This is a genomic window from Fluviispira sanaruensis (assembly GCF_004295685.1).
GTDB lineage: Bacteria > Bdellovibrionota_B > Oligoflexia > Silvanigrellales > Silvanigrellaceae > Silvanigrella > Silvanigrella sanaruensis.
In genome coordinates this window covers 749162-772472 of record NZ_AP019368.1, presented here as the reverse complement: position 1 = coordinate 772472, position 23311 = coordinate 749162, and the positions used below count along the sequence as shown (strand labels likewise).

At 32.2% G+C, this 23311-nt stretch carries 21 protein-coding genes; 7 read left to right on the top strand and 14 right to left on the bottom strand.

All coding sequences use genetic code 11. The features are described 5' to 3' along the window. The first annotated feature begins 363 nt into the window (after nt 1–363). A complete protein-coding gene (locus EZS29_RS03375; RefSeq protein ID WP_130606536.1) occupies nt 364–870 on the top strand; it encodes a DUF2165 family protein in 507 nt (168 codons plus the stop codon). A 102-nt stretch (nt 871–972) separates the two neighbouring features. Here the strand turns inward: EZS29_RS03375 and EZS29_RS03370 are convergent, their stop codons facing one another. From EZS29_RS03370 to EZS29_RS03355, 4 genes are all read right to left on the bottom strand, one after another. Next, nucleotides 973–1326 carry a hypothetical protein gene (locus tag EZS29_RS03370; protein WP_130606534.1) on the bottom strand — a complete coding sequence of 118 codons (354 nt, stop codon included), beginning with the start codon at nt 1324–1326 and terminating at the stop codon, nt 973–975. Continuing rightward, nucleotides 1290–1499 carry a hypothetical protein gene (locus EZS29_RS03365; RefSeq protein WP_130606532.1) on the bottom strand — a complete coding sequence of 70 codons (210 nt, stop codon included), beginning with the start codon at nt 1497–1499 and terminating at the stop codon, nt 1290–1292. The genes EZS29_RS03370 and EZS29_RS03365 overlap by 37 nt, the downstream gene beginning before the upstream one ends. Before the next feature lie 499 nt (nt 1500–1998). Further along, nucleotides 1999–2616: a hypothetical protein gene (locus EZS29_RS03360; protein WP_130606530.1), complete on the bottom strand. Its 618-nt coding sequence runs from the start codon at nt 2614–2616 to the stop codon at nt 1999–2001. A gap of 517 nt (nt 2617–3133) precedes the next feature. Next, the gene (locus EZS29_RS03355) at nt 3134–3547 is read right to left on the bottom strand and encodes a hypothetical protein (RefSeq protein WP_130606528.1); all 414 of its coding nucleotides are present in this window, start codon (nt 3545–3547) and stop codon (nt 3134–3136) included. 159 nt (nt 3548–3706) lie between these two features. Here EZS29_RS03355 and EZS29_RS03350 point away from each other — a divergent pair, with 159 nt between their 5' ends. Next, entirely contained in the window at nt 3707–4030 is a 324-nt protein-coding gene (locus tag EZS29_RS03350; RefSeq protein ID WP_130606526.1) for a hypothetical protein, read from the top strand. A 636-nt stretch (nt 4031–4666) separates the two neighbouring features. Here the strand turns inward: EZS29_RS03350 and EZS29_RS16260 are convergent. From EZS29_RS16260 to EZS29_RS03335, 3 genes are read right to left on the bottom strand one after another with little or no spacing between them, the layout of a single operon-like run. Beyond that, nucleotides 4667–4855, bottom strand: a complete 189-nt coding sequence (locus tag EZS29_RS16260; protein WP_130606523.1) for a YgaP family membrane protein — start codon at nt 4853–4855, stop codon at nt 4667–4669. Next, the gene (locus EZS29_RS03340; RefSeq protein WP_130606521.1) at nt 4845–8039 is read right to left on the bottom strand and encodes an efflux RND transporter permease subunit; all 3195 of its coding nucleotides are present in this window, start codon (nt 8037–8039) and stop codon (nt 4845–4847) included. The genes EZS29_RS16260 and EZS29_RS03340 overlap by 11 nt, the downstream gene beginning before the upstream one ends. Then, a complete protein-coding gene (locus EZS29_RS03335) occupies nt 8036–9373 on the bottom strand; it encodes a TolC family protein (RefSeq protein ID WP_130606519.1) in 1338 nt (445 codons plus the stop codon). The genes EZS29_RS03340 and EZS29_RS03335 overlap by 4 nt, the downstream gene beginning before the upstream one ends. A 381-nt stretch (nt 9374–9754) precedes the next feature. Here EZS29_RS03335 and EZS29_RS03330 point away from each other — a divergent pair, with 381 nt between their 5' ends. After that, nucleotides 9755–10648, top strand: coding sequence for an IS982 family transposase (locus EZS29_RS03330; protein ID WP_130606517.1), 894 nt, complete (start codon nt 9755–9757; stop codon nt 10646–10648). Between the two features lie 128 nt (nt 10649–10776). Here EZS29_RS03330 and EZS29_RS03325 read toward each other — a convergent pair whose 3' ends face one another. From EZS29_RS03325 to EZS29_RS03305, 5 genes are all read right to left on the bottom strand, one after another. Continuing rightward, on the bottom strand, nt 10777–10971 hold the full coding sequence (locus tag EZS29_RS03325; protein WP_130606515.1) for a YgaP family membrane protein: 195 nt from the start codon (nt 10969–10971) through the stop codon (nt 10777–10779). A gap of 32 nt (nt 10972–11003) precedes the next feature. After that, entirely contained in the window at nt 11004–11351 is a 348-nt protein-coding gene (locus tag EZS29_RS03320; protein WP_130606513.1) for a carboxymuconolactone decarboxylase family protein, read from the bottom strand. Nucleotides 11352–11522: 171 nt separating this feature from the next. Further along, nucleotides 11523–12095 (bottom strand): IS630 family transposase, encoded by a 573-nt coding sequence (locus tag EZS29_RS03315; protein WP_281276328.1) that lies wholly within the window; start codon nt 12093–12095, stop codon nt 11523–11525. A gap of 8 nt (nt 12096–12103) precedes the next feature. Beyond that, entirely contained in the window at nt 12104–12574 is a 471-nt protein-coding gene (locus tag EZS29_RS03310) for a helix-turn-helix domain-containing protein (protein WP_130606509.1), read from the bottom strand. A 159-nt stretch (nt 12575–12733) separates the two neighbouring features. Next, nucleotides 12734–13345: a helix-turn-helix domain-containing protein gene (locus tag EZS29_RS03305; protein WP_130606506.1), complete on the bottom strand. Its 612-nt coding sequence runs from the start codon at nt 13343–13345 to the stop codon at nt 12734–12736. 138 nt (nt 13346–13483) lie between these two features. Here EZS29_RS03305 and EZS29_RS03300 point away from each other — a divergent pair, with 138 nt between their 5' ends. Continuing rightward, on the top strand, nt 13484–14551 hold the full coding sequence (locus EZS29_RS03300) for a hypothetical protein (RefSeq protein ID WP_130606504.1): 1068 nt from the start codon (nt 13484–13486) through the stop codon (nt 14549–14551). Here EZS29_RS03300 and EZS29_RS03295 read toward each other — a convergent pair. Continuing rightward, on the bottom strand, nt 14528–15046 hold the full coding sequence (locus EZS29_RS03295) for an HAD family hydrolase (protein ID WP_246035215.1): 519 nt from the start codon (nt 15044–15046) through the stop codon (nt 14528–14530). The genes EZS29_RS03300 and EZS29_RS03295 overlap by 24 nt on opposite strands. Beyond that, nucleotides 15046–16014 (bottom strand): AAA family ATPase, encoded by a 969-nt coding sequence (locus EZS29_RS03290; RefSeq protein ID WP_130606499.1) that lies wholly within the window; start codon nt 16012–16014, stop codon nt 15046–15048. The genes EZS29_RS03295 and EZS29_RS03290 overlap by 1 nt, the downstream gene beginning before the upstream one ends. Nucleotides 16015–16246: 232 nt before the next feature. On the opposite strand from EZS29_RS03290, the gene EZS29_RS03285 reads away from it, so the two are divergent. From EZS29_RS03285 to EZS29_RS03275, 3 genes are read left to right on the top strand one after another with little or no spacing between them, the layout of a single operon-like run. Continuing rightward, complete coding sequence (locus EZS29_RS03285) at nt 16247–17275, top strand: NAD(P)H-dependent glycerol-3-phosphate dehydrogenase (RefSeq protein WP_130606497.1); 1029 nt, start codon at nt 16247–16249, stop codon at nt 17273–17275. Between the two features lie 40 nt (nt 17276–17315). After that, entirely contained in the window at nt 17316–20858 is a 3543-nt protein-coding gene (mfd, locus tag EZS29_RS03280; protein WP_130606495.1) for a transcription-repair coupling factor, read from the top strand. Continuing rightward, complete coding sequence (locus tag EZS29_RS03275) at nt 20839–23301, top strand: tetratricopeptide repeat protein (RefSeq protein WP_130606493.1); 2463 nt, start codon at nt 20839–20841, stop codon at nt 23299–23301. Before mfd ends, EZS29_RS03275 begins: the two co-directional genes overlap by 20 nt. Nucleotides 23302–23311 lie beyond the last annotated feature (10 nt).

Sequence of the window (23311 nt, the reverse complement as noted above, 5' to 3'; positions counted from 1 at the left end):
CATCGATTTATAAAAAAGATTGTGAAGCCTATGCTTGGTTTCTATTCATTGAAATCGGCGAGAGGTACCTTATGTGGAGTAGACTTTCATCATATACTTCGCAAAGGGAAATACAAATTTAAAAATCATTTGCCTAGCCTATCTGAGAGCAATTTAGCTCCCTCTCTGGATAATTGCGCCTAAAATAGGCTTTTTGAAATTCCACCCTTAGACTCTTTGTTACTTTAATATCTTTGCAACAGAACCCTAAATATCACTCAATGAAAAATACCTTACTCTCAGTTGAACTGTTTTTGCAACAGAACCGCAATTGAAATTTAATTTAATTTATAGTATTATCTACTTTTTATTGGAAAGTAATAAATGTACACTACTGAAAAAATTGAAAGAATTTGTAAAATTATTTTCGTTGCTATGTTTTCTTTTTATATTTCAATTGTAGCTTTGAATAATATTACAGATTATAATTCAAATTACGAATTTGTTAAACATGTTATGTTAATGGATACAACATTTAAAAATAATGAATTATTATGGAGATCTATTTCTTTTTCTCAAATACATAGGATATCATATATATTTTTAATAGCGTATGAAATAGTAACGGCAATTTTAGGATGGGTCGGAACATTCTATATGATTAAAAATTATAGAGAATGCTCAAATTATTTTCATACGTCAAAAAGATGTGCGATTATATCATTGATGCTTAATTTAGTAATGTGGTTTTTTGCTTTTAATACCATTGGAGGTGAATGGTTTTTAATGTGGCAGTCTCAGCAATGGAATGGTGTAGGAGTTGCACGACCAATGTTCGTAGCTATAGCCATAGTGTTTTTATATATTACAAGAAAAGATGATGAAATTTAAGTTAACTTATTTTTTTAGGTTCTGTTGCAAAAAAAGTTTCAATTGGGAGTAAGGTATCTTCTTTGTATTGTTATTTGTAGTGGCAAGCTAAGTGTAAAAGCGTCACACCTTCGAAACCAAATACTCGTCTGCTAATGTAGCATAAATTAAAGAAGAATCTGTTGGTCTATGTATATTTGTTTCCACCACAGTGCTATCAACTCGTACTGTTCGTCCTTTCTCATATCCTTTTTTTTCTGCGTATTTTACCAATATTATATTTATCTTTTCCCATGTATTAAAGGATATTTTTTTAATATTCTCTTGTAGTGCTGAGTCTGAGTAATATATACCAAATGGTAACTTTACAAAAGCTCTTCCAGACTGTGAATCTGCTAAATGAAATTCAAGCTCTTTATATGTCCACTGTCTTTGCTGTTTCAAAATTGCTGCACGAAATACCATCTCTGATGACATTCCTGTCGCCCTTTATAGCTTACCATTTTCCCTTGGAGAAGATCCGCGTGAACCCAATCTAGCATTTCTTCATGTTGCTCTAAAATTTCACTTATTTTTTTTAACTCATCAGAATATTCATGGATTGAGTATTGACAAAATAGGTCTGGATATAGTTCAATCTTCTTGCGCATAGTTTGCTTTTCGCCTCGTTCTTTTTAAGTAAACAAGTTTTTTTTCATTATTTATTTACTTTAAATTTAACGATCCGTCATCATTCTGTGCGTTTTTTTTGTTGATTCGTCTATACTTTCATTTCTGGATGGGCACTAGTTTGGCAAGTATAATCAAGAGTACCTATTTTAATGTACTAATTTTATTGGATTTTATATGTCCGAAAAACCCTGTTCAAGAAATCAATTTTATTACTCATTTTCATTCGCATTTAATGTGAGTCGGTAAAGCGTATGATTGCGATCCCGGCACCTTACAAATAATAATCAAATGATAAAACAGGGAAATCTCCAATTAAATCCTGGTATAATTTAACTTCGTCTGCTTTTACGAATGTCAATTAAAATTACAAAAAGTAGAGTTAAATATCTAATACGCAGTCCAAAAAGTTTCTTCCTAAGTTTAAATGATAATATTTTATAATATCAAATTGTTATGCTGAAATCTAGTGGTAGAAATTTAATGGACTCCGTATAAATCAGCTTTTTCATAGGATTTGTATTGGTATGGAATAATGTGAACATCGAGAGACTCATTAATGTTACTCGTTAATGAGCACCAAGTATTATTTTCACATTTTAAATATGAATTCCAATTCGTTAAAACATATGATTGATAAGAATTTTTTTTGGAAAAAGAGAATAAATACTTTCCATTCCCTGTTGCATATAAACCAATTTTATCCTCAAATAGAGGAAACTCATAAGAAGCATTTGCTTTCATATAATTTCTATCATCACCTTTATAATAATAAAGTCGAAATGAATCATTCAATTTCACAACTTTCCCACAATCTTCTGGATTTCCTGAATCAAATTTAAAAGCACCGAATTGTGCTTCCTCTGCAGAACCTGTTTTTACAAGCAGCTTATCATTCGTGAAAGTAGATTTTTTTGGAATTAAAAATCCTATACTTTCATTGGCATCATTAACATATACCATAATATAAGGACTACAAAATAGTGCTTGATTTCCGGTACGATCAATAATTTCCAATAATTCCTGATTTGAAGAAGGAGAAGCATTAAATGAAACAATTAAACTACCTAAAACAAATAATTTTCTATATAAACTCATATAATTTATACCTAAATTTCATAAATAAATAAATAAATAAATAAATAAATAAATAAATAAATAAATAAATAAAAGAACTGATTGGTTTAAAGCAAATGTATTTAAATATTATAAAAGATTTTTGTCAACATAATTTCTATATTAATTGGTTATGGTTTTGTTTGGTAATATTTTATTAAAATTAAAATTACAAATTTTTTTAAATTAAATCAACCCAGCTAAATCAAAATGTTTTTTACTAAATTCACTCATTCCCAAGCTAATTGCTCTTAGATTGCGGGTAAACGTATTTCTCTTTAGGATTATTAGATTGCGAGTAGAGGAGCTTTTCACGAGTAGAATTTTGCAATCTAAGGATGCTAGCAATCTAATACGCAGTCCAAAAAGTTTCTTCCTAAGTTTAAATGATAATATTTTATAATATCAAATTGTTATGCTGAAATCTAGTGGTAGAAATTTAATGGACTCCGTATAACATTCAAAAGTGGGTTGCTACAATTATTCATGATTAATTCCTTTAGATAGATTTTTTAAAATTTTCCAAAAAATAATCATGAGAGACTTTGGACATCTGAGATATTATTTCCCAAATCAATTTTTCAGTTTTATCATAATCTTTAAGCTTTTCATGATGAAAAACACGATTACGGTTTGATCTAATATTATTTAAATCACCCCTAATTTTATTAACCTTTTTATTATATTCAGTTGTACCAATTTCTTTATATTCAAGTTTTAATTCTTTAAATACCTTTATATATAAATCTTTATTTTCTAATATATTTACAAACGGTTTACCAATAATTGATGTCCAAAAACCAAACGAAAGGCCAGCTATTAAATCTCCTTCTATAATTTCTTGAGTCTTTATATTTTTGAATGCTGTTAAGATTTCATTATTAAATTTTTCATAAATATCATTTTTTTTCATTTGACGGTTTTTTACTAAATATTCGTTGCCACCTATACCAGGGCTTTCCCAGAAGCTGATGGTGAAAAAGCAACAATGTTATAGCCGGTTAATAGTAAGATAGAAGAAAAGTAGAAACGACCCGAGAACGTTGATCGTACAAAAAGTTGGATTAAAATAATGAATACAAATTTTAACAAATCATTTAAAACACAATTGAATTTACCAAAAGCAGAATTAAAAACTGGGAGCATACTTTTATTAATGGATGAACCAACAAACACGACATGGAAACATAAATTAATTGCTATTGGGCAATCTATTGTACCAAGCAGTCTTGGTAGCGCATCATTAGTTCATGCAACTATCTGGTGTCAGAATAAAGGAAATTTAGCTGAGCCAGAAATTGCAGAAGCAAGTGGTACTGGTAAAGTTCGCACAACTAATTTAAGCTCAGGGCTCTATTTCATATATTACCCTCGTAATGCTGATTGGGGAGATTAAGCGGCTCAAATAGCTATGATGTGGGCTCTTGAAGGAAATATTAGGTATAATAAGCCAGCCGCCGTTTTTTCTATTTTCCACTCGAGGGCTTTCAGAAAAAATGCAAAATTAAGAGCTAATCTTTATTCTAGGGATGCTTTTTCAAATAATCCAGAATGGGGGTTAAGGGGTTCATTTTGTAGTCAATTTATAATTACTTCTTACCAAGCTGCCGCTAAACAGATGAGAATCCCCCACACAAAAATGATTTCTACAGATGCGCTGCACTGCAGTGTGCGCTCGTTGCATGATAGACTGATTTCTGATCAAAACTTTTCTTTCATGGGTATATTTAGATATGATGATAGGAGTTCCAAAACGCATTTACATCAAATACAGAATAAAAACAAAATACTTTGCTAAAAAAATTATTTTCAAATACATTAGTAAAATATAGAAAATAAAAGAAAAATAGATTCTCTTTTAAACCTTCGTTTGTAAGAAAAATGATAGTAAAATAGAAAATCAAAATCATCATCATGATAAAGATCGGTTTAAGGTAGATGAATAACTACTTTAGCAATGTGAGTTGGCAATTTTAGTTGCTTAAGTAACCCATCGCCTAAGTGCGATGGGTGTTAAGTAATAAGTATACTCTCAATTTTTTTTTTCAAATTTCTGTAAAATTTTTTCTAGGGGACAAAAATTAGTAAAACTGGATTGCAATAGGTTAAATCCAACAAAAACATTTAAAAATAACCAATAAATAGAATGAAAGTAAAATAAACATAAACTTAAGAGAACAAAACTTCCCGCAACTGCGCGAATTTTATTTTCAGTTTTCATAGGATTTTTTTACCTTATTGATGAAAAGCTCTGAAGCTCTTTTTTTTCCAATGAGCCAATAATACAAAATGGGAATTGCAAAAAAACTTAAAACTGTCGCAGCAACTTCACCAAACATTAAGCTTATTGCTAAGCCTTGAAAAATAGGATCAAATAATATGACAGTACTTCCTACGATTACTGCTGCCGCGGTCAAAAGCATGGGGCGAAATCTTGTAACACCTGCAAGAACCACAGCCTCTTTTAGAGGAACACCTTCTTTTAATTGATTTTCGATAAAGTCAATTAAAATAATGGAATTTCTTACAATAATTCCTGCACCAGCAATAAAACCAATCATTGATGTAGCTGTAAAATATGCATTGAATATTGAATGACCCGGTATAATTCCAATTAAACTGATTGGGATAGGTGCCATTATTGCAATAGGAACTAAATAACTTTTAAACCAGCCAACAACAAGGACGTAAATTAAAATTAAAACAATTGCAAAAGCCAAACCTAAATCGCGAAAAACTTCATATGTTATAAACCATTCACCATCCCATTTTACGATTGCAGAATTGATATCCCAAGGAACATCAACAATTTGAAGCGGATAATGAATATTTTTTGCAAGTTTTTGAATTCCATACACAGGAGCCTCTTCTTGCCCAGATAGTTCACTCATAATATAACTTACTGGCTTTAAATTTTTTCTAAATAATGATATTGTTTCTTTAACTATTAATGGATCTAAAGTTTTATCTAAGGCTGAAAAGCCAGTGTCAAATGAAGATACATTTTGATTTTGAAAAGGATATTGACTTGAGCGAATTAAATCATCAATTGATAAGTCAATATTCACATCTTCTGGACTTGAAATATCATTTAAAGTAAGTAACGAATTTTCAGAAAATGTAAGTATCCCATTATTTGTTATTTCATTTGCATTAGTTCCTAATAATCCTCCCTTTAATTGATTATAATTATAAAATTTTCTAGGCCGTTGAGGCCTCCAAGAGTAATCTAAATCAACAACAGAAGGTTCATTTCTAAATACTTTTAAAACATCAGCTGCTGCTTTTTCTCTGAGCTGAGGATTTGGAGCATAAATTTCAGCAACAACAGTTGCTAGGACAGGCGGACCTGGAGGTATTTCCAATATTTTTATTGTAGCTTTATTTTCTAGTGAGAATTTATTAATAATTGTTCTTATATTTTCAATGATATAATGACTAGATTCTTTTCTTTTTTCTTTATCTATTAATACAATATGCAAATCATTTTGATAATCCATATGCCGCAAAAATGTATGTTTTACCATGCCAGAAAATGAAAAAGGAGCTGGTTCTCCTGCATAAATTTGAATTTTATCAATATTTTTTTCTTGAAACAAATTTATTGCTAATTTTTTAGATAATTCTAATGAATTTTTTAAAGTAGTTGTTGTTTTATAATCCACTAATATTTGAAATTCGTTTTTATTATCAAAAGGGAGCATTTTAACTTTTACACTTTTAAAATAGAATAATGAAACTGCAGCTAGAAGTAAAAAACCATTAAATAACAGAAACAAGGAAGTAAATACACGACTAGAAAGAAAAATATTCATAATTTTTTTATATGATTTATCTAATATTCGTTGTCTTTTTTTGCTTTCATCTGTCTCAGAAATGTGTTTTTGTGACTTTAAAAGTCTTACAGCTGCCCAAGGAGTTACAATAAATGCAACTAATAATGAAATAATCATAGCAAAACTTGCACCAACAGGAATGGGCTTCATATATGGCCCCATCATTCCACGCACAAATGCCATAGGTAAAATAGATGCTATGACTGTAAAAGTAGCTAATATTGTAGGGTTTCCAACTTCCGAAACAGCAGTTATAACAGCCTTTAAAAAAGATTCTTTATTCTCTTTTGTATGTCTCTCTATATTCTCAAAAACAACAATAGCATCATCAACTAAAATTCCAATTGAAAAAATGAGGGCAAATAATGTAACTCGATTAAGCGTATAACCCAAAAAATAGTAGACAGCCAAAGTCAAAGCGAGTGTAACAGGAATTGCTACTGCAATTACAAGAGATGCTCTTAATCCCATAAATATTGCAATAAGTACACTTACAGAAAGTGTCGCTAATAATAAATGTTCAATTAATTCTTTAGTCTTATCGGCAGCTGTCGAGCCATAATCACGAACAATCGACATTTTTATTTCAGCAGGTAAAGTTTTAGTAAAAGCATTCACTCTTGAAATGAGTTGTTGAGAAAGCAATACTACATTAGTTCCTTTTCTTTTAGTAAAAGATAATGAAACAGCATTTTGAAATAAATTGATATTTTCTCGTTCAATTAATACCGATTGGCGAAATCGTTCTTCAGCAGTATCTAGAACTTTAGCAACATTTTTAATTCTTACAATCATGCCACCGCGTTGCCCAATTGCAACATTTTGTATATCCTCAATATTCTTATAATGTCCACCCACTTCAACATCAAAAACTTGATTTTTACCCCAGTCCTTTCCTGCGTATTTTATAGAATCATTTAAATAAATTGCTTGAGTAACTTGCCTTAAAGTTACACCTTTTTGTTCTAAAAGTTTAGGATCTACAATAACTCTTATTGCTCTTCTCTTTCCGCCTAATAATTCAACTGTATTCAAATCAGGTGTAGCTGAAAGCTCTCTTGCTAAAGGAGCTATTAAACTTCTTAACTTTGTATCATCTATTAAAGTAGAACTAAAACTAATAGTTAAAAATGGAACATCATCAATAGAATATGACTTCACTTTAGAAGGTAATATTGAACTACCAATTTCATCATTTATTTCCATTAATTTATGATGTACTTTAACAAGACTTGTTTCTATAGACTCTCCAACTTTAAAACGAACTGTAACAAGGCTTTGATGGGGGCTGCTTGAAGAATATACGTATTCAACTCCATCTAACCCCCAGACAGCGCGCTCTATAGGTTCAGTTACCTTTCTTTCCACTTCAGAAGCAGCCTCAAAATTTGGTGAATATGTTTGAATATCTATCATAGGAACTGATATCTGTGGTTCTTCTTCTTTGGGAGTCATCCAAACAGCAATAAAGCCAATAAATATACTTAAAAAAACAATAATAATTGTTAATTTTGAGTGGATAAAATTTTTACTAATTATTCCTGCGAGACCTAAACCTTTTCCTGTCATTTTATACCCCAAATATCTTTAGGCTCTAAACTTCTTTTTGATAATGAAACTTTTGCTAAATCAGACTCGTATAGATAATTTTTTAAAGAGAATTTATTTGCTAATAAATCAATTTTTTTAATATATAGTTCAGATATTTGAGCAACAGAAGCGTTTCCATTTTTAAATAATTTTCCAATTACTTTAATTTGTTCATTTAAAATTTCTTCACTTTTTTGTATTAATTCTATTTTGTTTTTTATTGTAATTGAATTTTCATTTGAACTATCATTAATTATTTTTTGTGATAAATATATAATTTTAGACGCTTCTTCTTTCGATTTTGCAAGTAATTCAATTTCTTCTGCAGATCCAAAATCAGAAGCAGATAAATTAAATTTGATATATAGACCAAAAGTATATGAAGTATTTGTATCTCGTTCGCCGCTATAAATATTTGCTTGACTAAATACACCTATTTTTGGTAAATATTTTGCTTCTTCTACATTGATTTTTTCTCTGATAACGGATAAATTTTCAAGTTCCGCTAAATATTTATAAGAATTTATAGAATTATCAGGATTAAAAAAATACATTGATGTAAAATTATCGGCTGTTATAGTTGGATTATTCCAATCTTTTTTATCAATACCCGCCATTAAATTTAAAACTATTTTTGAATTTTTTAAATTTAATACACAATCCTGTTTAAAAATAAGGACTTTATTTAATGCACTTTTCAGGCTTAGATATCCACTGTAACCAACAGGATTCGATTTTTCTCCTACACGATAATTATTTATTATGCTGTCAATATTATTTTGGATATCTTTAAGTTCTCGATAGAATTCATCTGCGACTAAAATTTTTGTATATTCTCTAAGTGCTCTTACATATAGATTCATCAACTCAGATTTTTTCTCGTATTCTAAAGATTTAGATACATGTCTTTGTGCATTTAAATATGAAGATCGAGTATTCCCATCGTAAATTAAATAATCTAAACCTGCTTGTGTTGAAGTAAACACATTATTTGAAGGGGAATTTAAACGAGAAGGAATAAAATCATCTTGCTTGACTTGTCCTTCTCCTAAATAATTCATAAATGTTAAGGTAGGATCGTTAGTTGAAATCAGTTGTGAATTCAAATATAAACCTGGAAGCCAATATAAATTTTGTCTATCTATGCTTTTGTCTGAAGACATTTTCATATAGTTTATATATTTATTTTCAGGAGAATATATTACAATTTGTTCCCAAATTTTTGGAAACGATAATTCTTCTATACTAAAAGAATTAAAACTATATAAAAGTGAAACAAATGAAAATAAGTATTTTGCATATGTTAATTTCATAAATTGAAAAACTTTCTTTTTATAATTATATTGTAATTATTGCTTAAATTTAAATTTTGAAGTAGGAAAAAATTTCATCTTGTGTAAAAAATTTATTAAATATCAATTTTTGATCTGCAGAATAAAAGAATGAAGAAGAATTCATGCAGGATTTTCACTTTTTTGTACTATGCTTTTAACTGCGACAGCAGTTGCAGTTGGCAGTTCTGATAATCTGTTTGATTCTACATTTTAAGGTTTAGATATTAGCCTTATGTTTGGAGAAATTTCTGAAACTATATATGCGAATTAATAGTTGAGAAAGTAGCTTTGAGAATTGAATAAATAGCTCCGATTTGTTAAATAATTTTTTGCATAAAAAAATAAACAAAGGAGCTACCAATGGACTGGCAGAGCCAACTCATCAAAATCTATCTTACAATCTGCAATTTCTTTTCTCAACTTTCTCCTCACACTTTTTTAAAAATAAGTCCCAATTCAAATCCCTTGTTTACTGATGAAGAAGTCATCACTATTTATATTTTTGGAATTTTGAATGGACTCAAAAACGTTAAATCTATTTTCAAGTATATAAAAAATTTCCTTTTCGATTGGTTTCCATATTTGCCTTCCTATGAAGGATTTTTATTTCGACTAAACTCCTTAAATAATGTATTTCCTGAACTAGTAAAATTTTTACTTAAGAACGACAAATTTAAAATTGCATTTAACTCTGAGGAAAACATTACATTAGTTGATTCATTACCTATTATGCTTACAAAAAATTCAAGGTTTTATAAATGCAAGACAGCCAACGACATCTCTTCCATTGGATACTGTTCCTCCAAAGAAACTTATTACTATGGATTGAAGATTCATCTTATTGCAACATTTAGAAATAAAAAGTTAGCTACACCAAAATTCTTAAAAGTTACAAAAGCAAGTGTTCATGACTTAACTGCTATTAAAGAGGATCTTCTAACTTTAAAAGATACTAAAATCCTTGCAGATAAGGCGTATATAGATAAAAAAACAAAACGCAAATTAGGCCATATTGGATCAGAAATTCATACTCCTATTAAACTGTCAAAGTCAAAAAAAGAACTTTCACATGATGAAAAAGTTTATTCAAAAATTGTTAGTTCTTTTCGACAGTCAATCGAAATCCTCTTCAGCTGGCTAATCGAAACGAGTGGTATTCAAATAGCATCAAAAGTTCGATCCAGTAAGGGGCTAATAGTTCATGTATTCGGACGATTTTCTGCATGTCTATTTAAGTACATGTTTATATTTTAATTTAACATTCTCAACTATTAACTGGCATTATATTTAGATTTTTTGTTGTACATATTTTATATTTCTTGTAAGTCAAAAGAAGGCTATAGGTCTTATTTTAAAATTAAATAATTATGATAAAAATATGATTATTTTTTACCAAATTTACAAGTGTTTATACCTAATAAAGCATAAGGTGGGCACCAACCTAATATTCCAGTCAGAAATGGTATTAAACCCAATAGAAACCAATAATTTTTTGGTCCCCAAAAGGCCAATGAGGCAAGAAATAATCCCACTATAATTCTTACTACTCTCTCTACTGAGTGAATATTTTTTTGCATAAATATCTCCTTTATTGTAAGCTATTATTATCCTATTTTAAATTTGTGAACTCTTCATAAGCATTTTGTGCTTTTGCTGCATACATAAGAGATGGCCCCCCACCCATATAAATACAAACCCCTAAAATTTCATCAAACTCCTGTTTAGTAATGCCTAAACTTATTAAAGCTTTTGTATGAAATGCAATACATTCAGAGCACCTGTTTGCAATTCCTATTGCAAGAGCTAAATATTCTTTTGTTTTAGCATCAATAGTATTTGCCTTTAAGGCGCTTCCAGACATTTGATAAAATCCTTTTAATACATCAGGTATATTCTCTTTCATTTTATTAATTGAAGAAGAAATTTCTTTTGTTAGTTCATTATAAGACTGATTCATATGAATAATTTCCTTTCTAATATAGCATAATTTTTATTCTCATAGATTTATAGTAAATGAAATTAAGACAAATTAAAGCTTCAATGAATAAAAATAATTGACACATTTCTTTGAATAAAAAAAATCACTTGCTTTTTGTTGAAATATTTTTTAACACATGACTAATATACTTCAGGCGACTAGAAGTTGAGATTCTTTGAATTCCTGAAAATTTAGCTGCATTAATGAAACAAGCTCATCTCTAGTTTCCTTGTCAAAATTTGTTTTACGCAGACAATTTTTAAGTGCCTCTTTAAATAAAGAAAAACTCATGTGATATTTTGAATTTAAGCATTTTTTTTTCACATATTTCCAATATCTTTCAATTATATTCAAATTTGGCGAGTACGGTGGAAGAAATATGAGTTCAATTCCAAGGCGAGATGCACGACTTCTAACAAGCTTACAATGCTGATTTCTTGCATTATCCAATACAATACTTATCTTTTCAGAACCACATTGATATCTTATTTTATGCAATATTTTGCAAACTACTTCTGCATTAATTTTACTCTCATTTTCTATTGTTATTAATTTATTAGAAATAGGATCGAAAGCCCCTAAGATGTTAAAGCGCTCTCGACCACTTCCTGTCTTGATAAAAATCCGATCAAATGACCATAAATATCCTTGGAATGCGCCATATATAAAATGAGCAGCATCCATAAAAAATAATTTTACTTTCCCACTTCGCGATTCTTCTATTATTGGCTCTAGAATTTTTTTTTAAAAATATCTTGTTGAATAATATTTGCTTTTGCTGGTATTACTGCGGTCTTTCTATAAGACATTCCAAGTGATTTCATAAATACTTTAATTTGTGTGTTACTTCGCTTCACACCTGTGAGCTCTTCAATGCGTTTACCAGCTTCCTTTGAAGATTGCGGAGGATTTTTGCGAAACTCTTCCTCAATCATTTTCCGAAAATTATAAAGTTCACTTTTTCTTTCTATAATTTTTTTCTCAAGTAATCCTTCAATTCCTGATGTTTTAAATTCATGAAAATAAGAACAAATTGTATTTTCACATGAATCTAATATCTTTGCAATTTCTTTGATTGGTATGCTATGTGCATGCAAAATGAGCGCTTCTGCTTTCTTCTGAACAAATGGTCTAGAATCTGTAAATCGAACTTTTTTAAGTAAATCAATAACACCATCAGCAAAGTAAACAGAAATTGTCATTACATCCTCCATGAAGCGGAAGGGCTTTATATGACTTCTTTAAGTTTTTGTCAAAATATTAATAAATTCTCAGTTCTACTGCTGCGGAAGTATATCTCGCACAATCCTGCCATTCAAGCCCATTTTGATAATATTATAAATTTATATAAACCAGATGAATCAAAACTTAGGAACTTGCACAACAATACTCAAGCCCTTCGATCTTTTAAAGCCAAGACAACAAGCATAGGCATGCTTTTGATGACCATCAAAGCAAAGAAGATCTCCTTCTTCAACTATAAAGTATTCGCTTTCAACCATGATTTCAAAAGAACCCTCCTGACAATAAAAATACTCTTCCGTGCCAGGTGTGTGTGGTGAACCCGGAAATCGTTCTCCTTCATTTAAAATATATTCTTGCAATATAAGGTAACGAGAATTTTCTGGAGTTAACAACATTATATCAACTGTTTTAGCTGCTGTTTCGTTTGACTCAATTAATTTTTTTGTTACTTTTGTAAAGTCTTTTTTCTTGCGCAATACAGCAGTTGGAACCGGTTTTTGCAGGAGAGATGCCATCTCAACGCCCAGTCCTTGTGCAATACCAATGAGTACTTGTAAAGTTGGATTTCCCTCTCCTCGCTCTAAACTGGCAATTGTGCTACGAGGAACTCCTGATCTTTCTGAGAGTTGTTCTTGGCTCAGGCCATATTCACGACGATATGATTTCATATGAATTGCAATATATTGACCAAAACTCTCAGATTTATCTGAATCTATGTTTTTCGACATAAGCTAGACACTCCAAAAACCACAGCTTAAGGGTTTGTGTTTCTAATTTAACAGGCAGATTTTGCAGCACGCAAAATCAAAACTGCCCGTGAAAGATATATATTGATTATGTTGAGGATGACAACAAGGAATGCGGCCATGAAAACAAAAATCACCTATATAACTTTAGGATTAATCAGTCTCATACTTTCAGGATGCATGTCACAGAAAAACTCTTCTCTGCGAAGAACATATTTTGGCGATTATGCCGATCCAAAAAATGTTTCAGTGGCATGGTCTTCCCTTTATACAGAAAACCCCTCACCTGAAGTTAGAAAATTTCTGAGTTATTCGCAAGATATTAAAAAGAACATCTTCACCCAAGGAATTCCCTACCCCGCGCAAAAGCTCAATGCAAATTGGGATCGAAATTATTTGCGGGCAAATAATAAATATAATTATATGCGAAAAAATGGAGTGGATTGCACAAGATTTCTTTGGCATTTATATGCAGGCGAAATGAATTTACCTTATAATTCAAAATACAAAAATTCAGCAATTTTAAGTCAAACCTTTGCAAAAAGAAGAATTAATTCTGAACTTAAAAATTTTGTTCCGCTCAAACGTTATAAAAACGGCTTTGCCCCAAGGACAGGCGATATACTTGCATTTCCTGGTCATGCCCTTGCGGTTCTCGATCCTAAACAATGCATTGCCATTCAATCTACTGCTTGGGCTTGCGAAAGAATGACTCCACGTGGGCAATGTCACAAAGGAACAGAAGGAAAAAATGCGGGAGTTGTTGTTTATAAATTAATGAATAAAGATGATTGTGCAAATGGCTTGTGGAATAAACTCGATTCCAACAAAAATAAATTTACTGCCGGTTGGAGACACAAGGCATTAAATACTTGGATAGAAAAAATCCCTAAAAAGGCTAAAAATAAGCAAGTCATTACTCTTGTTGGACATAATATATCTCGAAGATTTATTTATTTTAATGGCGCGTCGCATCCTGTCAAAACATCGTATGCAATAAAAACTTTGCAAAGCAAAAATGGTTATCCTCTCGACTTAGTTAACGTAACAGTGCCAAAAGATGCCTTGAGCGGAAAAATAAAAATTTATTGGGGCAATGAGATAAAACCTAATATAGATAATACAGTTTCTTCTAAACGTGATTTAATTATTGAAAATAATAAATTACTTTCTAATAATAGACTCTAAATATAATAAAACATCATTTAGATTATTAAAAATAGGATGCTTTAAAGTCTTTGAGTCTTTGCTAGAATAAGGAGAGCGGCGCAACCAAATACCATGCAAACCCGCATTCTGGGCACCCAGCGCATCGTCAAACAAAGAATCACCAATATGAATGGCATTTTTAGGTTCTATATCTACAAGTGAACACGCATAATGAAAAGTTTCTGCGTCTGGTTTTCCTTTTGGGACGGAATCTGAACTGATGACAACATCAAAACAATCCATAACATTCAACGCTTTTAGCATTGCATTTATTTTGTTACCCCAATTGGTGATAAGTCCTGTTTTTATATTGATTCCATGAATATTCCGTTCACGCATAGCGTTTAAAAGCTTAATGGAGTCTGGATAAAGTTCTACACCCAGAGCACCCGTTTGGGATCCGCCTAATATTGTTCCAGAAGCATCGACAAAAACTGCGTACGAAATATTATTTTTATTATTTACTAGATTCATCACAAGACTGTTTCCTGAACTATTTGATTTACGATATTAGAAACACTTCTTTTTTCTGCCAAAGATCTAAAATTCACAATGCATCTATGCCGTAAAACAGCCGGAGCTATCTCAGTGACATTGTCAAACTGAACTTCAGATTGTCCACGGATAACCGCAAGAGCTTTGCTGGCTATCAACAACGCTTGAGTGGCTCGCGGACTGGCTCCAAATTCAAGATATTCTCGCGCCACAGAAAGTTTTGATTCATGTGGTCTCGTGTTTCTCACAATACGAACAATTCCCTGTAAAAGATCCTCTTTGATTGGAACACTTTCGATAACACGTCTAGCCTCTAACAAAATTGAAGCAAAAGAGATAGGTTCAAGGTCACTTTCCATCTGTGAAAGGGTAGCGATTTTTACTTCAGCCTCTAGGTCTGGATAAGGTATTTCCAAGTTTAAGAGAAATCTATCCAATTGGGCTTCAGGAAGAGGAAAAGTCCCTTCATTTTCAATTGGATTTTGCGTTGCAAAAACAAAAAAAGGTTTAGGCAGTGGTCTCGAAATGCCTTCAATACTGACCTGACGTTCTTGCATTGCCTCTAATAAGGCAGATTGTGTTCTTGGCGATGCACGATTGATTTCGTCGGCAAGAATAAAGGGAGCAAATATAGGTCCAGGTGAAAAACCTATTTTTTTTAGATTTGGATCCTTTTCATCGAATTGTATCGTATAACCGCCTAAGATATCGAAAGGAGTCAGATCGGGGGTAAATTGAATTCTTTTGTAGCCAGAACCCAATGCTTTCGCCAAGTTACGCACTAAAGTGGTTTTTGCAACACCAGGAGCCCCTGTTAAAAGAGCATGACCATTGCAAAGAATCGTTAATACGATCTGCTCTACTATTTCTTTTTGACCAAAAATTTTGCTGTTGAGCAATTCACATAATTTTGCTGAAGCTTGAGCAATATCATGAAAATTTGACATATCTTCCGCCCCTTTCCTATGAGGGATTTACATTATAAAAAGTTTATCTCTTTACAATGAAAAGGGAAAGAGCACATATATTTTATACATATAATGTACCACTTTTTATAAAAGCCTGAGTTACCCTTAATATTAAAATTTTATAGATTTATGAGAGATATTTTTGTCCTTCACATCTTTAAAAAATCAAGGTAGTTCATACACGAGGATCTTATAGAGGAGACAACCTTCAATGAGCGCACAGATAAAAACTAAAACACTCGTCGTTGGGGCAGGAGCTTTTGGCACTGCAATAGCAGCGTGTGTGCAAAATGAAAATAATGCGGTGACTGTAATCGCTCGCTTTGACAAAAATTTTGAAAATTTAAAAAATCATGAATCGTTACATTCTTGTGAGCTTATATCATTTGAAGAGTTTGAGACAGATTTCAGCGAATTTAATCTTATTATATTAGCAATACCATGCCAAAGTTTAGCAAACGTCTCGGAATGGATGCTGAAGAAATGGTTGAAAATTCGCAATAAAAAAGATATTAAAAACTTTCCCAAACTCAATCTTATATCTGCCGCAAAAGGGATTGAACAAAAAACACTGCGCCTTCCTTCTCAAATTTTAGAAAATTTTTGGAAAAATAAAGCATATGTAGGCAGTTTAAGTGGCCCAAGTTTTGCCAAAGAAATGCTCTTAGGCTTACCCACATGTGTTGTTGTTTCTTCAAAAAATAAAGAACTACTCAATGTCGCGGCGCAAATTTTACACAGCTCCTATTTTAGAATTTATGATTCAAATGACATTATTGGCGTTGAAATTGCTGGGGCTTTAAAAAATGTGATCGCTATGGTTGCGGGTGCAGTCGATGGCCTTGAACTCGGCTACAATGCACGCGCAGCAGTAATCACCCGCGGTCTTTCCGAAATTGCCAAAGTGGGCGTGCAAATGGGTGCTGATCCCATGACGTTTTTAGGCTTGAGTGGAGTCGGTGATCTCATTTTAACCTGCACAGGCGATCTTTCACGCAATCGCCAATTTGGCTTTCGGATGGCACGCGGAGAGTCAAAGGAAAGTATTTTCAATTCCATGGGACAAGTTATAGAGGGAATCACAACAGCTCAAAGCGCACATGAACTGTGCCAAAAGCTTGGAATTGAAGCATCGATCTTAAGCACTGCTTATAAAGTTATTTATGAAGACATGCCAATTAAAAAAGCTGTTACCTTACTTATAGAAAGAGAACAGGGCAGCGAATTCAAATGGAAGTAATTATTATTAAGAAATTTGGAAAACGAGGACATCCCAGTTTATGAATCTTTTTTCCCTCGAACCTATTTTAGTAGAAATCATAGCCCAACTTATGATCTCTCCCAAATCATCAAAAATTATTATAGTAAATACTGAATCTGAAGCACAAAAAATTGAAGAAATACTTCGCCAATTCAGTACGGATATTTTTACTGAAAAAGACATAATACATATACCTGGATATTTTCAAGCAGGCGTTTTTCGTTTTGAATCTTCACGTAAAATTATTGCTAAAAGAATAGCTGCGTCTTTTTCAATTGGAATTCAATTTCCAAGAATTCTTATTTGTAGTATAGCTGGTTACCTTAGAAATTTTCCAAATTTTAAATGGATACAAGAAAATAAATTTGAAATTAAAATCGGAGACGATCTTGATCCTGATTTATTGATCGAACAGCTAGAACGTTTAGCTTATTTGGAAGTTCAAAGGGTTGAAGAAGTGGGTGAGTTTTGTGTTCGAGGATCCATTGTCGATTTCTGGACACCTGGAGAAAAAACCCCTTCACGCATTGAAATATTTGGAGACACAGTTGATAAAATTCGCTCATTCCGAGCCTCTGATCAACGTTCATTCCAAACTTTAGAAAAACTTGTTTTACTCCCATCAAGAGAATTTGTTTGGCCTTTTCCAAGTCAACTTGAAAATGCTATCGAAAAATTTAATCATGCAATATTAGCGCAAAAAGTCATGGGAGTGGGACGAGCCAATTTATTAGAAGACTTGCGGGCAAATATTCAATTTCCTGGCATTGATGACGTCTTTTACATGTTCACTCCCAATAATATATTATCTGCATTTCATAACGCTATTATTTCATTTGCAAAAGAAAATAACAGAGAAATTTCTCTTGAACTGATGGATTCAAAAGAAAATTTATGCAAAGCTATTTTAGAAATTGAAAAACTCTATGAAAATTCATTTAATTCCGCAGTTGGAAAAAACTATCCAGTCGGAAAAATTGAAGCTATTTTTCCGAATATAGAGCATGCAAAGAAAAATATTCAAACAGAAAAACAAAATCTAAGTTCATTTAGAGTACCAGAAGAAATTGCGCACGTTTTAAAACCCTTGGAAAAACAAAAATTTTCGGCACGCATAGAAAAAATAAAAGAAATTATCAATGATAATAATCAAATTAAAAAAATATTGTTACTCGCAAACTCGAAAGAAACATTTATTGAGTTCGCAGGTATTACTGAGAAATATATTCCAGATTTTTCTGCAATTTCAATTGATAATTCATTACAACCATTCTCTACCAAAGAAATCAATGCCAAAAAAATAATTTCACAAGAAATCACAGAAAATATTCACTGTTGTATTCTCAATACTTCAGGTGGATTTTATTTACCGAATAGTGAAACACTCGCTCTTTCAGAAAACTGGTTACGTGGAGTTGTTAGAGCAGAAAAATTCGAAAATTTTCATGAAGAAGAAAGTGCATCAGAACAAAAATCAAATTCTGAAGCTTTTTTATCCGCTCAATTTTCAGATTTTATTGAAGGCGATTTAATTGTTCATGTGCAGCATGGTATTGCTCGTTTTCGTGGATTAATGACAATTAAAATATTGGATATTACGGGTGACTTTTTAGCACTTGAATATGCAGGAAATGATAAAATTTATGTACCTGTCCATAAACTAAATTTAGTACAAAAATATATTGGTTCTTCTGATAATACTTCTCTTGACACACTCAAAGGAACTTCTTGGGAAAAAAGAAAACAAAAAGCTAAAGTCGACGTTGAAAAACTTGCAAAAGAACTCATGGAGCATCAAGCGCGGAGAAGTATGACTCCAGGCCATGCGTTTGCAACGATTGATGAAGATTATATTGCATTTGAAGATGCCTTTCCCTATGATGAAACGATCGACCAAACCCGTGCAATAAAAGAAATTATGTTCGACATGGGCAAAGCAAAAGCAATGGATCGCCTTTTATGTGGAGATGTGGGCTTTGGAAAGACAGAAGTGGCTATGCGCGCGGCTTTTCGCTGCATACTCGATGGCAAACAAGTGGCATGGCTTGTTCCGACAACTGTTCTAGCGCATCAGCACTTTCGATCTCTGATGGAACGTTTTCATGATTTTGGTGTAAATATTGAAGTCCTCGATCGATCTATTACTTCAACTCAAAAAGTACTTACAAAAATAAAAAAAGGTGAGATCGATATTTTAATTGGGACACATCGAATTTTATCAAAAGATATCGATTTCCGTGATCTCGGTTTACTTATTGTAGATGAAGAGCAACGTTTTGGCGTTCTGCAAAAAGAAAAAATTAAAAGCATGTCATATGGAATTGATGTCCTCACTATGACAGCAACTCCAATTCCAAGAACTTTGCAAATGTCTATGGTAGGATTACGAGATTTAAGTTTATTAACTACACCACCAAAATCACGACTTGCAACAAAAACATTTGTCTGTCCTTTTGAAGAGTCAACAATTGTTGACAGCATATTATTTGAATTAAATCGTGGTGGCCAAATATTTTATGTACACAATCGAGTCGAAGAATTAGAGACTGTGCAAATATATTTACAAAAATTAATGCCTCAAGCAAAGATATGTATTGGGCATGGAAAAATGAGCCAAAAAGAGTTGGAAAATACGATAATCAACTTTTTAGACGGAAAATATAATATATTACTTTGCACCACAATAATAGAATCTGGTATTGATATGCCCAATGTAAATACCATCATTGTGCAAAATGCGGATCACTTTGGCCTTGCTCAACTTTATCAATTACGGGGACGCGTAGGAAGACGTTCCACTCGGGGCTATGCTTATTTATTAACTTCACAAAATGCACATGAAGATGATGAAGGGGTTAAAAGACTCAATATTTTAAAGGAACACCAAGAGCTGGGCAGCGGTTTTGTAATTGCCAGCCATGATATGGAAATGCGTGGCTCTGGAAATATATTAGGAGATGAACAAAGCGGTAAAGTCAGTGATATCGGCCTCGAAACATATCTACAAATGCTAGATGACGCAATAAAAACATTAGGCGGAATTAAAGTAACAAAAGTAACGGATGTTGAAATATCGCTCCCTCTTACTGCCCAAATTCCTGAAAATTATATTGTTAATTCTAAAGAACGCTTAAGAACATACCGTCGTTTTTTTGGTGCTCGCTTGGAAAACGCATTGCAAAACCTAATCACAGAATGCGAAGATCGATTTGGACCTCTGCCTGAAGAAGTAAAAAATCTGGCTGAACTTGCACGTATTCGGAGATGGTTGCTGCTAATTGGATGTCTTTCTCTCACAGTTGGAGAAGATTTTACAGAAATACGCCTTGATAAAGGTGTATTGCAACCTGACTCTTCGGATGATGCAAGTGAAGAACTTGTGAAACGTATTTTAGACGTGTGCAATCGAAAAGCAAAAGGCATGCGTATCACACCAGATGGGAAACTTATTTTTGCAATTCGCAAGAAAAACTTTATTCAGGATAAACAAGGTACAATATCTGAACTTAAAAGAATTTTGAGTCTCCTTGCTGGAGAAGCATATGAAGGATTGTCATCATAGGTTTAGTTTTTCAAAGCGTAACTATATTCTGCTTATTTATTTTATATTTATTTGTTTTACTTTAAAATCGAATGCCCAACTTCCATCTTCTCTCACTGAAAATTTCCTGCCCCGCCTTCAATCGGGGCCACCGATTAAGATTTATGCTGCGTATGATTCACCCATTCCATTGAAAGTAACTTTAGCTGACGATGCATCTTCAAAAAATTCATCAATAAGTTGGATATTGAATAACAAAAAAATATGCACAGGTATTTCTTGTGAAATTCTTTTAAAGGAAAAAGAATTTAAAGAATTGACCCCTGTTCTTTTTATTATCACTGCAAATAGCTATGGGGGCACAACTTACTCCTATGAATTCAAAATGCATACTAAACAAGGGTTTGATTCCGAAAAGTGGAACAAAGAAGTCGCTTATCTAAAACAAAATTCAATTCCAAAAGACACACAAAATCCTCCAAATTTTTCCACTCAAAGTGTTGTTTCTTTATTTGGCAAAGGCACACTCATACAAAACGATTACATGCTTTATATTGGTAAAGTACCAAGAAAATTTTCATGGAATCTTGGTTATTTTGAAACAGACAATGTCGATGCTCTGCGCATTACGGATTCAGAATCAGGTGTTTGGTTTTTACTCCCATCGACACGTTTGTCTCTCAATGAAGAAAACGAAGATGACAATGCTCGAGTTGCAGAATTAAACTTTGGGAATATCAGAACAAAAGCTTCCGGCAACCTATATGATACTGATGAAAAGACAAAAGAATTTAGTACAAAAATGATTATTTTGACCAATGAAGTTCAACTCAATATTCCACGCGGTGGAGATGCGCTTATTACGCGGGAGACCGATAAAAAAGGTGAATACTATACTCGAGTAATCAGTATTGGTGGGGTCATAAAAATAATTCCTAATGTTAAAAATTTAAATGAACAAGTAAAAGATAAGTATAAAAATATTTATTTAGGTGCTGGTATGGAATTAATTATTTATGGCAATGGAAAACTCTTACCAGTGAGTTCTCCAAAAACTGCAGTCATAGATAATTTTCTCGCATTTACCACTACACCAGATGAACTCGAAGCAAGAAAGCTCGTTGTTAATGATTCAAATTTAAATGAAGTTTTAGAAAAAGCAGTAATCTTAGCCCAACACGAAGAGTATTTTGAACTTTTAAATTTACTTGCGCCATACCAAGGAGACTTTTCTCAAAATGCTCTGTTACCCTATTACTTTGGTTATGCAAAAAAAGGATTATTTCAAACTTATGATGCAAAAAAATACTTTTTAATGGCACAAAAATTGGATCCCAAACTATCTTATGCTCACTGGCAAATGGGGCTAATATATTTAGATGAAAAAAAATATACAGAAGCTTTAAATGAATTGCTTATAGCAAAGAAAAACTTTAATTTAGATGAAAAATTGAACCATGAATATGAATATTATGTTGGTGTCGCATATTACTTTAAAAATATGTTACAAGAAGCGAAACAAGCATTTAAGAATGCTGTTTGGGACAATGAATTAGATCCCGCACTCAGACAATCAGCTGCGGAATTCTTAAAAAAAATAAATGTTGATAAGCCTTGGAGTCTCATTGTGCCTATTGGCATTCAATATGATGGCAATGTTCTTTCTGTTGCGCAGAATCAATCTCTCCCTTCGCAATACGCTTCTCAATCGAGTTGGAGAACTGTAGCGGGTGGGATTTATACCTATGACACAAGTAAAATCAATGAAGACGCTGGCTGGTTTCTCGGTGGCGGAGGAAAAGCATTTTACGTAAAGAATTTAACGTCTACTTATTCTGATTTAGATACACTTATTGTTGAAGGAAGTGTTTACGAAACAAGTCGGAATTATTTAGAAATAGATGGAAAAAAAGAAAAAGAAAGTTATCGTCTCTATCAAACAGCTGGAACAATTTTTGTAGACAATAGCTTTGATATGCAATACTTTCTTTTTGGTATAAATTACAAAGAACTTGAACTCAATATGGGAATCCAAATAGATATTTCTACTCGAAGCACTTTATATCAAAAAAGTGGACTAATTTATAATCAATATTACAATATGAGTTTTGGCAATTACGGCGTATTTAAACTAGATCTTGCATTACAGGGGCAAGAACAAGTTATGTTTAATACAACATCGTCTGTTGGACACACAATCGAAGCGATAGCCACTCCTAGTGCCACATATGCATATGATTCAAAAACAAGTCTCAAATTGAGCAATACCTTTGACTTTCTTTATGTCTTTCTCAATCCTTTGCAAAGTTACTACAAATTTATTCCCACTGCAGCCGTAAATTATTTTTTCCTCGATTGGCTGATTGGAACTTTAAGTCTCTCCTATGAATATGATATTGTTTTTCCTGGACCTAGCAACGTCAGTCGGCCCGGCTTTGCTCTTCTTGTAACAGGCATTTTTTAATAGAAAATAT

Bases quoted from the DNA above. Each gene is read 5' to 3' on its own strand.
- EZS29_RS03375 (WP_130606536.1), top strand. From the start codon at position 364: ATGTACACTACTGAAAAAATTGAAAGAATTTGTAAAATTATTTTCGTT.
- EZS29_RS03370 (WP_130606534.1), bottom strand. From the start codon at position 1,326: ATGTCATCAGAGATGGTATTTCGTGCAGCAATTTTGAAACAGCAAAGA.
- EZS29_RS03365 (WP_130606532.1), bottom strand. From the start codon at position 1,499: ATGCGCAAGAAGATTGAACTATATCCAGACCTATTTTGTCAATACTCA.
- EZS29_RS03360 (WP_130606530.1), bottom strand. From the start codon at position 2,616: ATGAGTTTATATAGAAAATTATTTGTTTTAGGTAGTTTAATTGTTTCA.
- EZS29_RS03355 (WP_130606528.1), bottom strand. From the start codon at position 3,547: ATGAAAAAAAATGATATTTATGAAAAATTTAATAATGAAATCTTAACA.
- EZS29_RS03350 (WP_130606526.1), top strand. From the start codon at position 3,707: ATGAATACAAATTTTAACAAATCATTTAAAACACAATTGAATTTACCA.
- EZS29_RS16260 (WP_130606523.1), bottom strand. From the start codon at position 4,855: ATGAAAACTGAAAATAAAATTCGCGCAGTTGCGGGAAGTTTTGTTCTC.
- EZS29_RS03340 (WP_130606521.1), bottom strand. From the start codon at position 8,039: ATGACAGGAAAAGGTTTAGGTCTCGCAGGAATAATTAGTAAAAATTTT.
- EZS29_RS03335 (WP_130606519.1), bottom strand. From the start codon at position 9,373: ATGAAATTAACATATGCAAAATACTTATTTTCATTTGTTTCACTTTTA.
- EZS29_RS03330 (WP_130606517.1), top strand. From the start codon at position 9,755: ATGGACTGGCAGAGCCAACTCATCAAAATCTATCTTACAATCTGCAAT.
- EZS29_RS03325 (WP_130606515.1), bottom strand. From the start codon at position 10,971: ATGCAAAAAAATATTCACTCAGTAGAGAGAGTAGTAAGAATTATAGTG.
- EZS29_RS03320 (WP_130606513.1), bottom strand. From the start codon at position 11,351: ATGAATCAGTCTTATAATGAACTAACAAAAGAAATTTCTTCTTCAATT.
- EZS29_RS03310 (WP_130606509.1), bottom strand. From the start codon at position 12,574: ATGACAATTTCTGTTTACTTTGCTGATGGTGTTATTGATTTACTTAAA.
- EZS29_RS03305 (WP_130606506.1), bottom strand. From the start codon at position 13,345: ATGTCGAAAAACATAGATTCAGATAAATCTGAGAGTTTTGGTCAATAT.
- EZS29_RS03300 (WP_130606504.1), top strand. From the start codon at position 13,484: ATGAAAACAAAAATCACCTATATAACTTTAGGATTAATCAGTCTCATA.
- EZS29_RS03295 (WP_246035215.1), bottom strand. From the start codon at position 15,046: ATGAATCTAGTAAATAATAAAAATAATATTTCGTACGCAGTTTTTGTC.
- EZS29_RS03290 (WP_130606499.1), bottom strand. From the start codon at position 16,014: ATGTCAAATTTTCATGATATTGCTCAAGCTTCAGCAAAATTATGTGAA.
- EZS29_RS03285 (WP_130606497.1), top strand. From the start codon at position 16,247: ATGAGCGCACAGATAAAAACTAAAACACTCGTCGTTGGGGCAGGAGCT.
- mfd (WP_130606495.1), top strand. From the start codon at position 17,316: ATGAATCTTTTTTCCCTCGAACCTATTTTAGTAGAAATCATAGCCCAA.
- EZS29_RS03275 (WP_130606493.1), top strand. From the start codon at position 20,839: ATGAAGGATTGTCATCATAGGTTTAGTTTTTCAAAGCGTAACTATATT.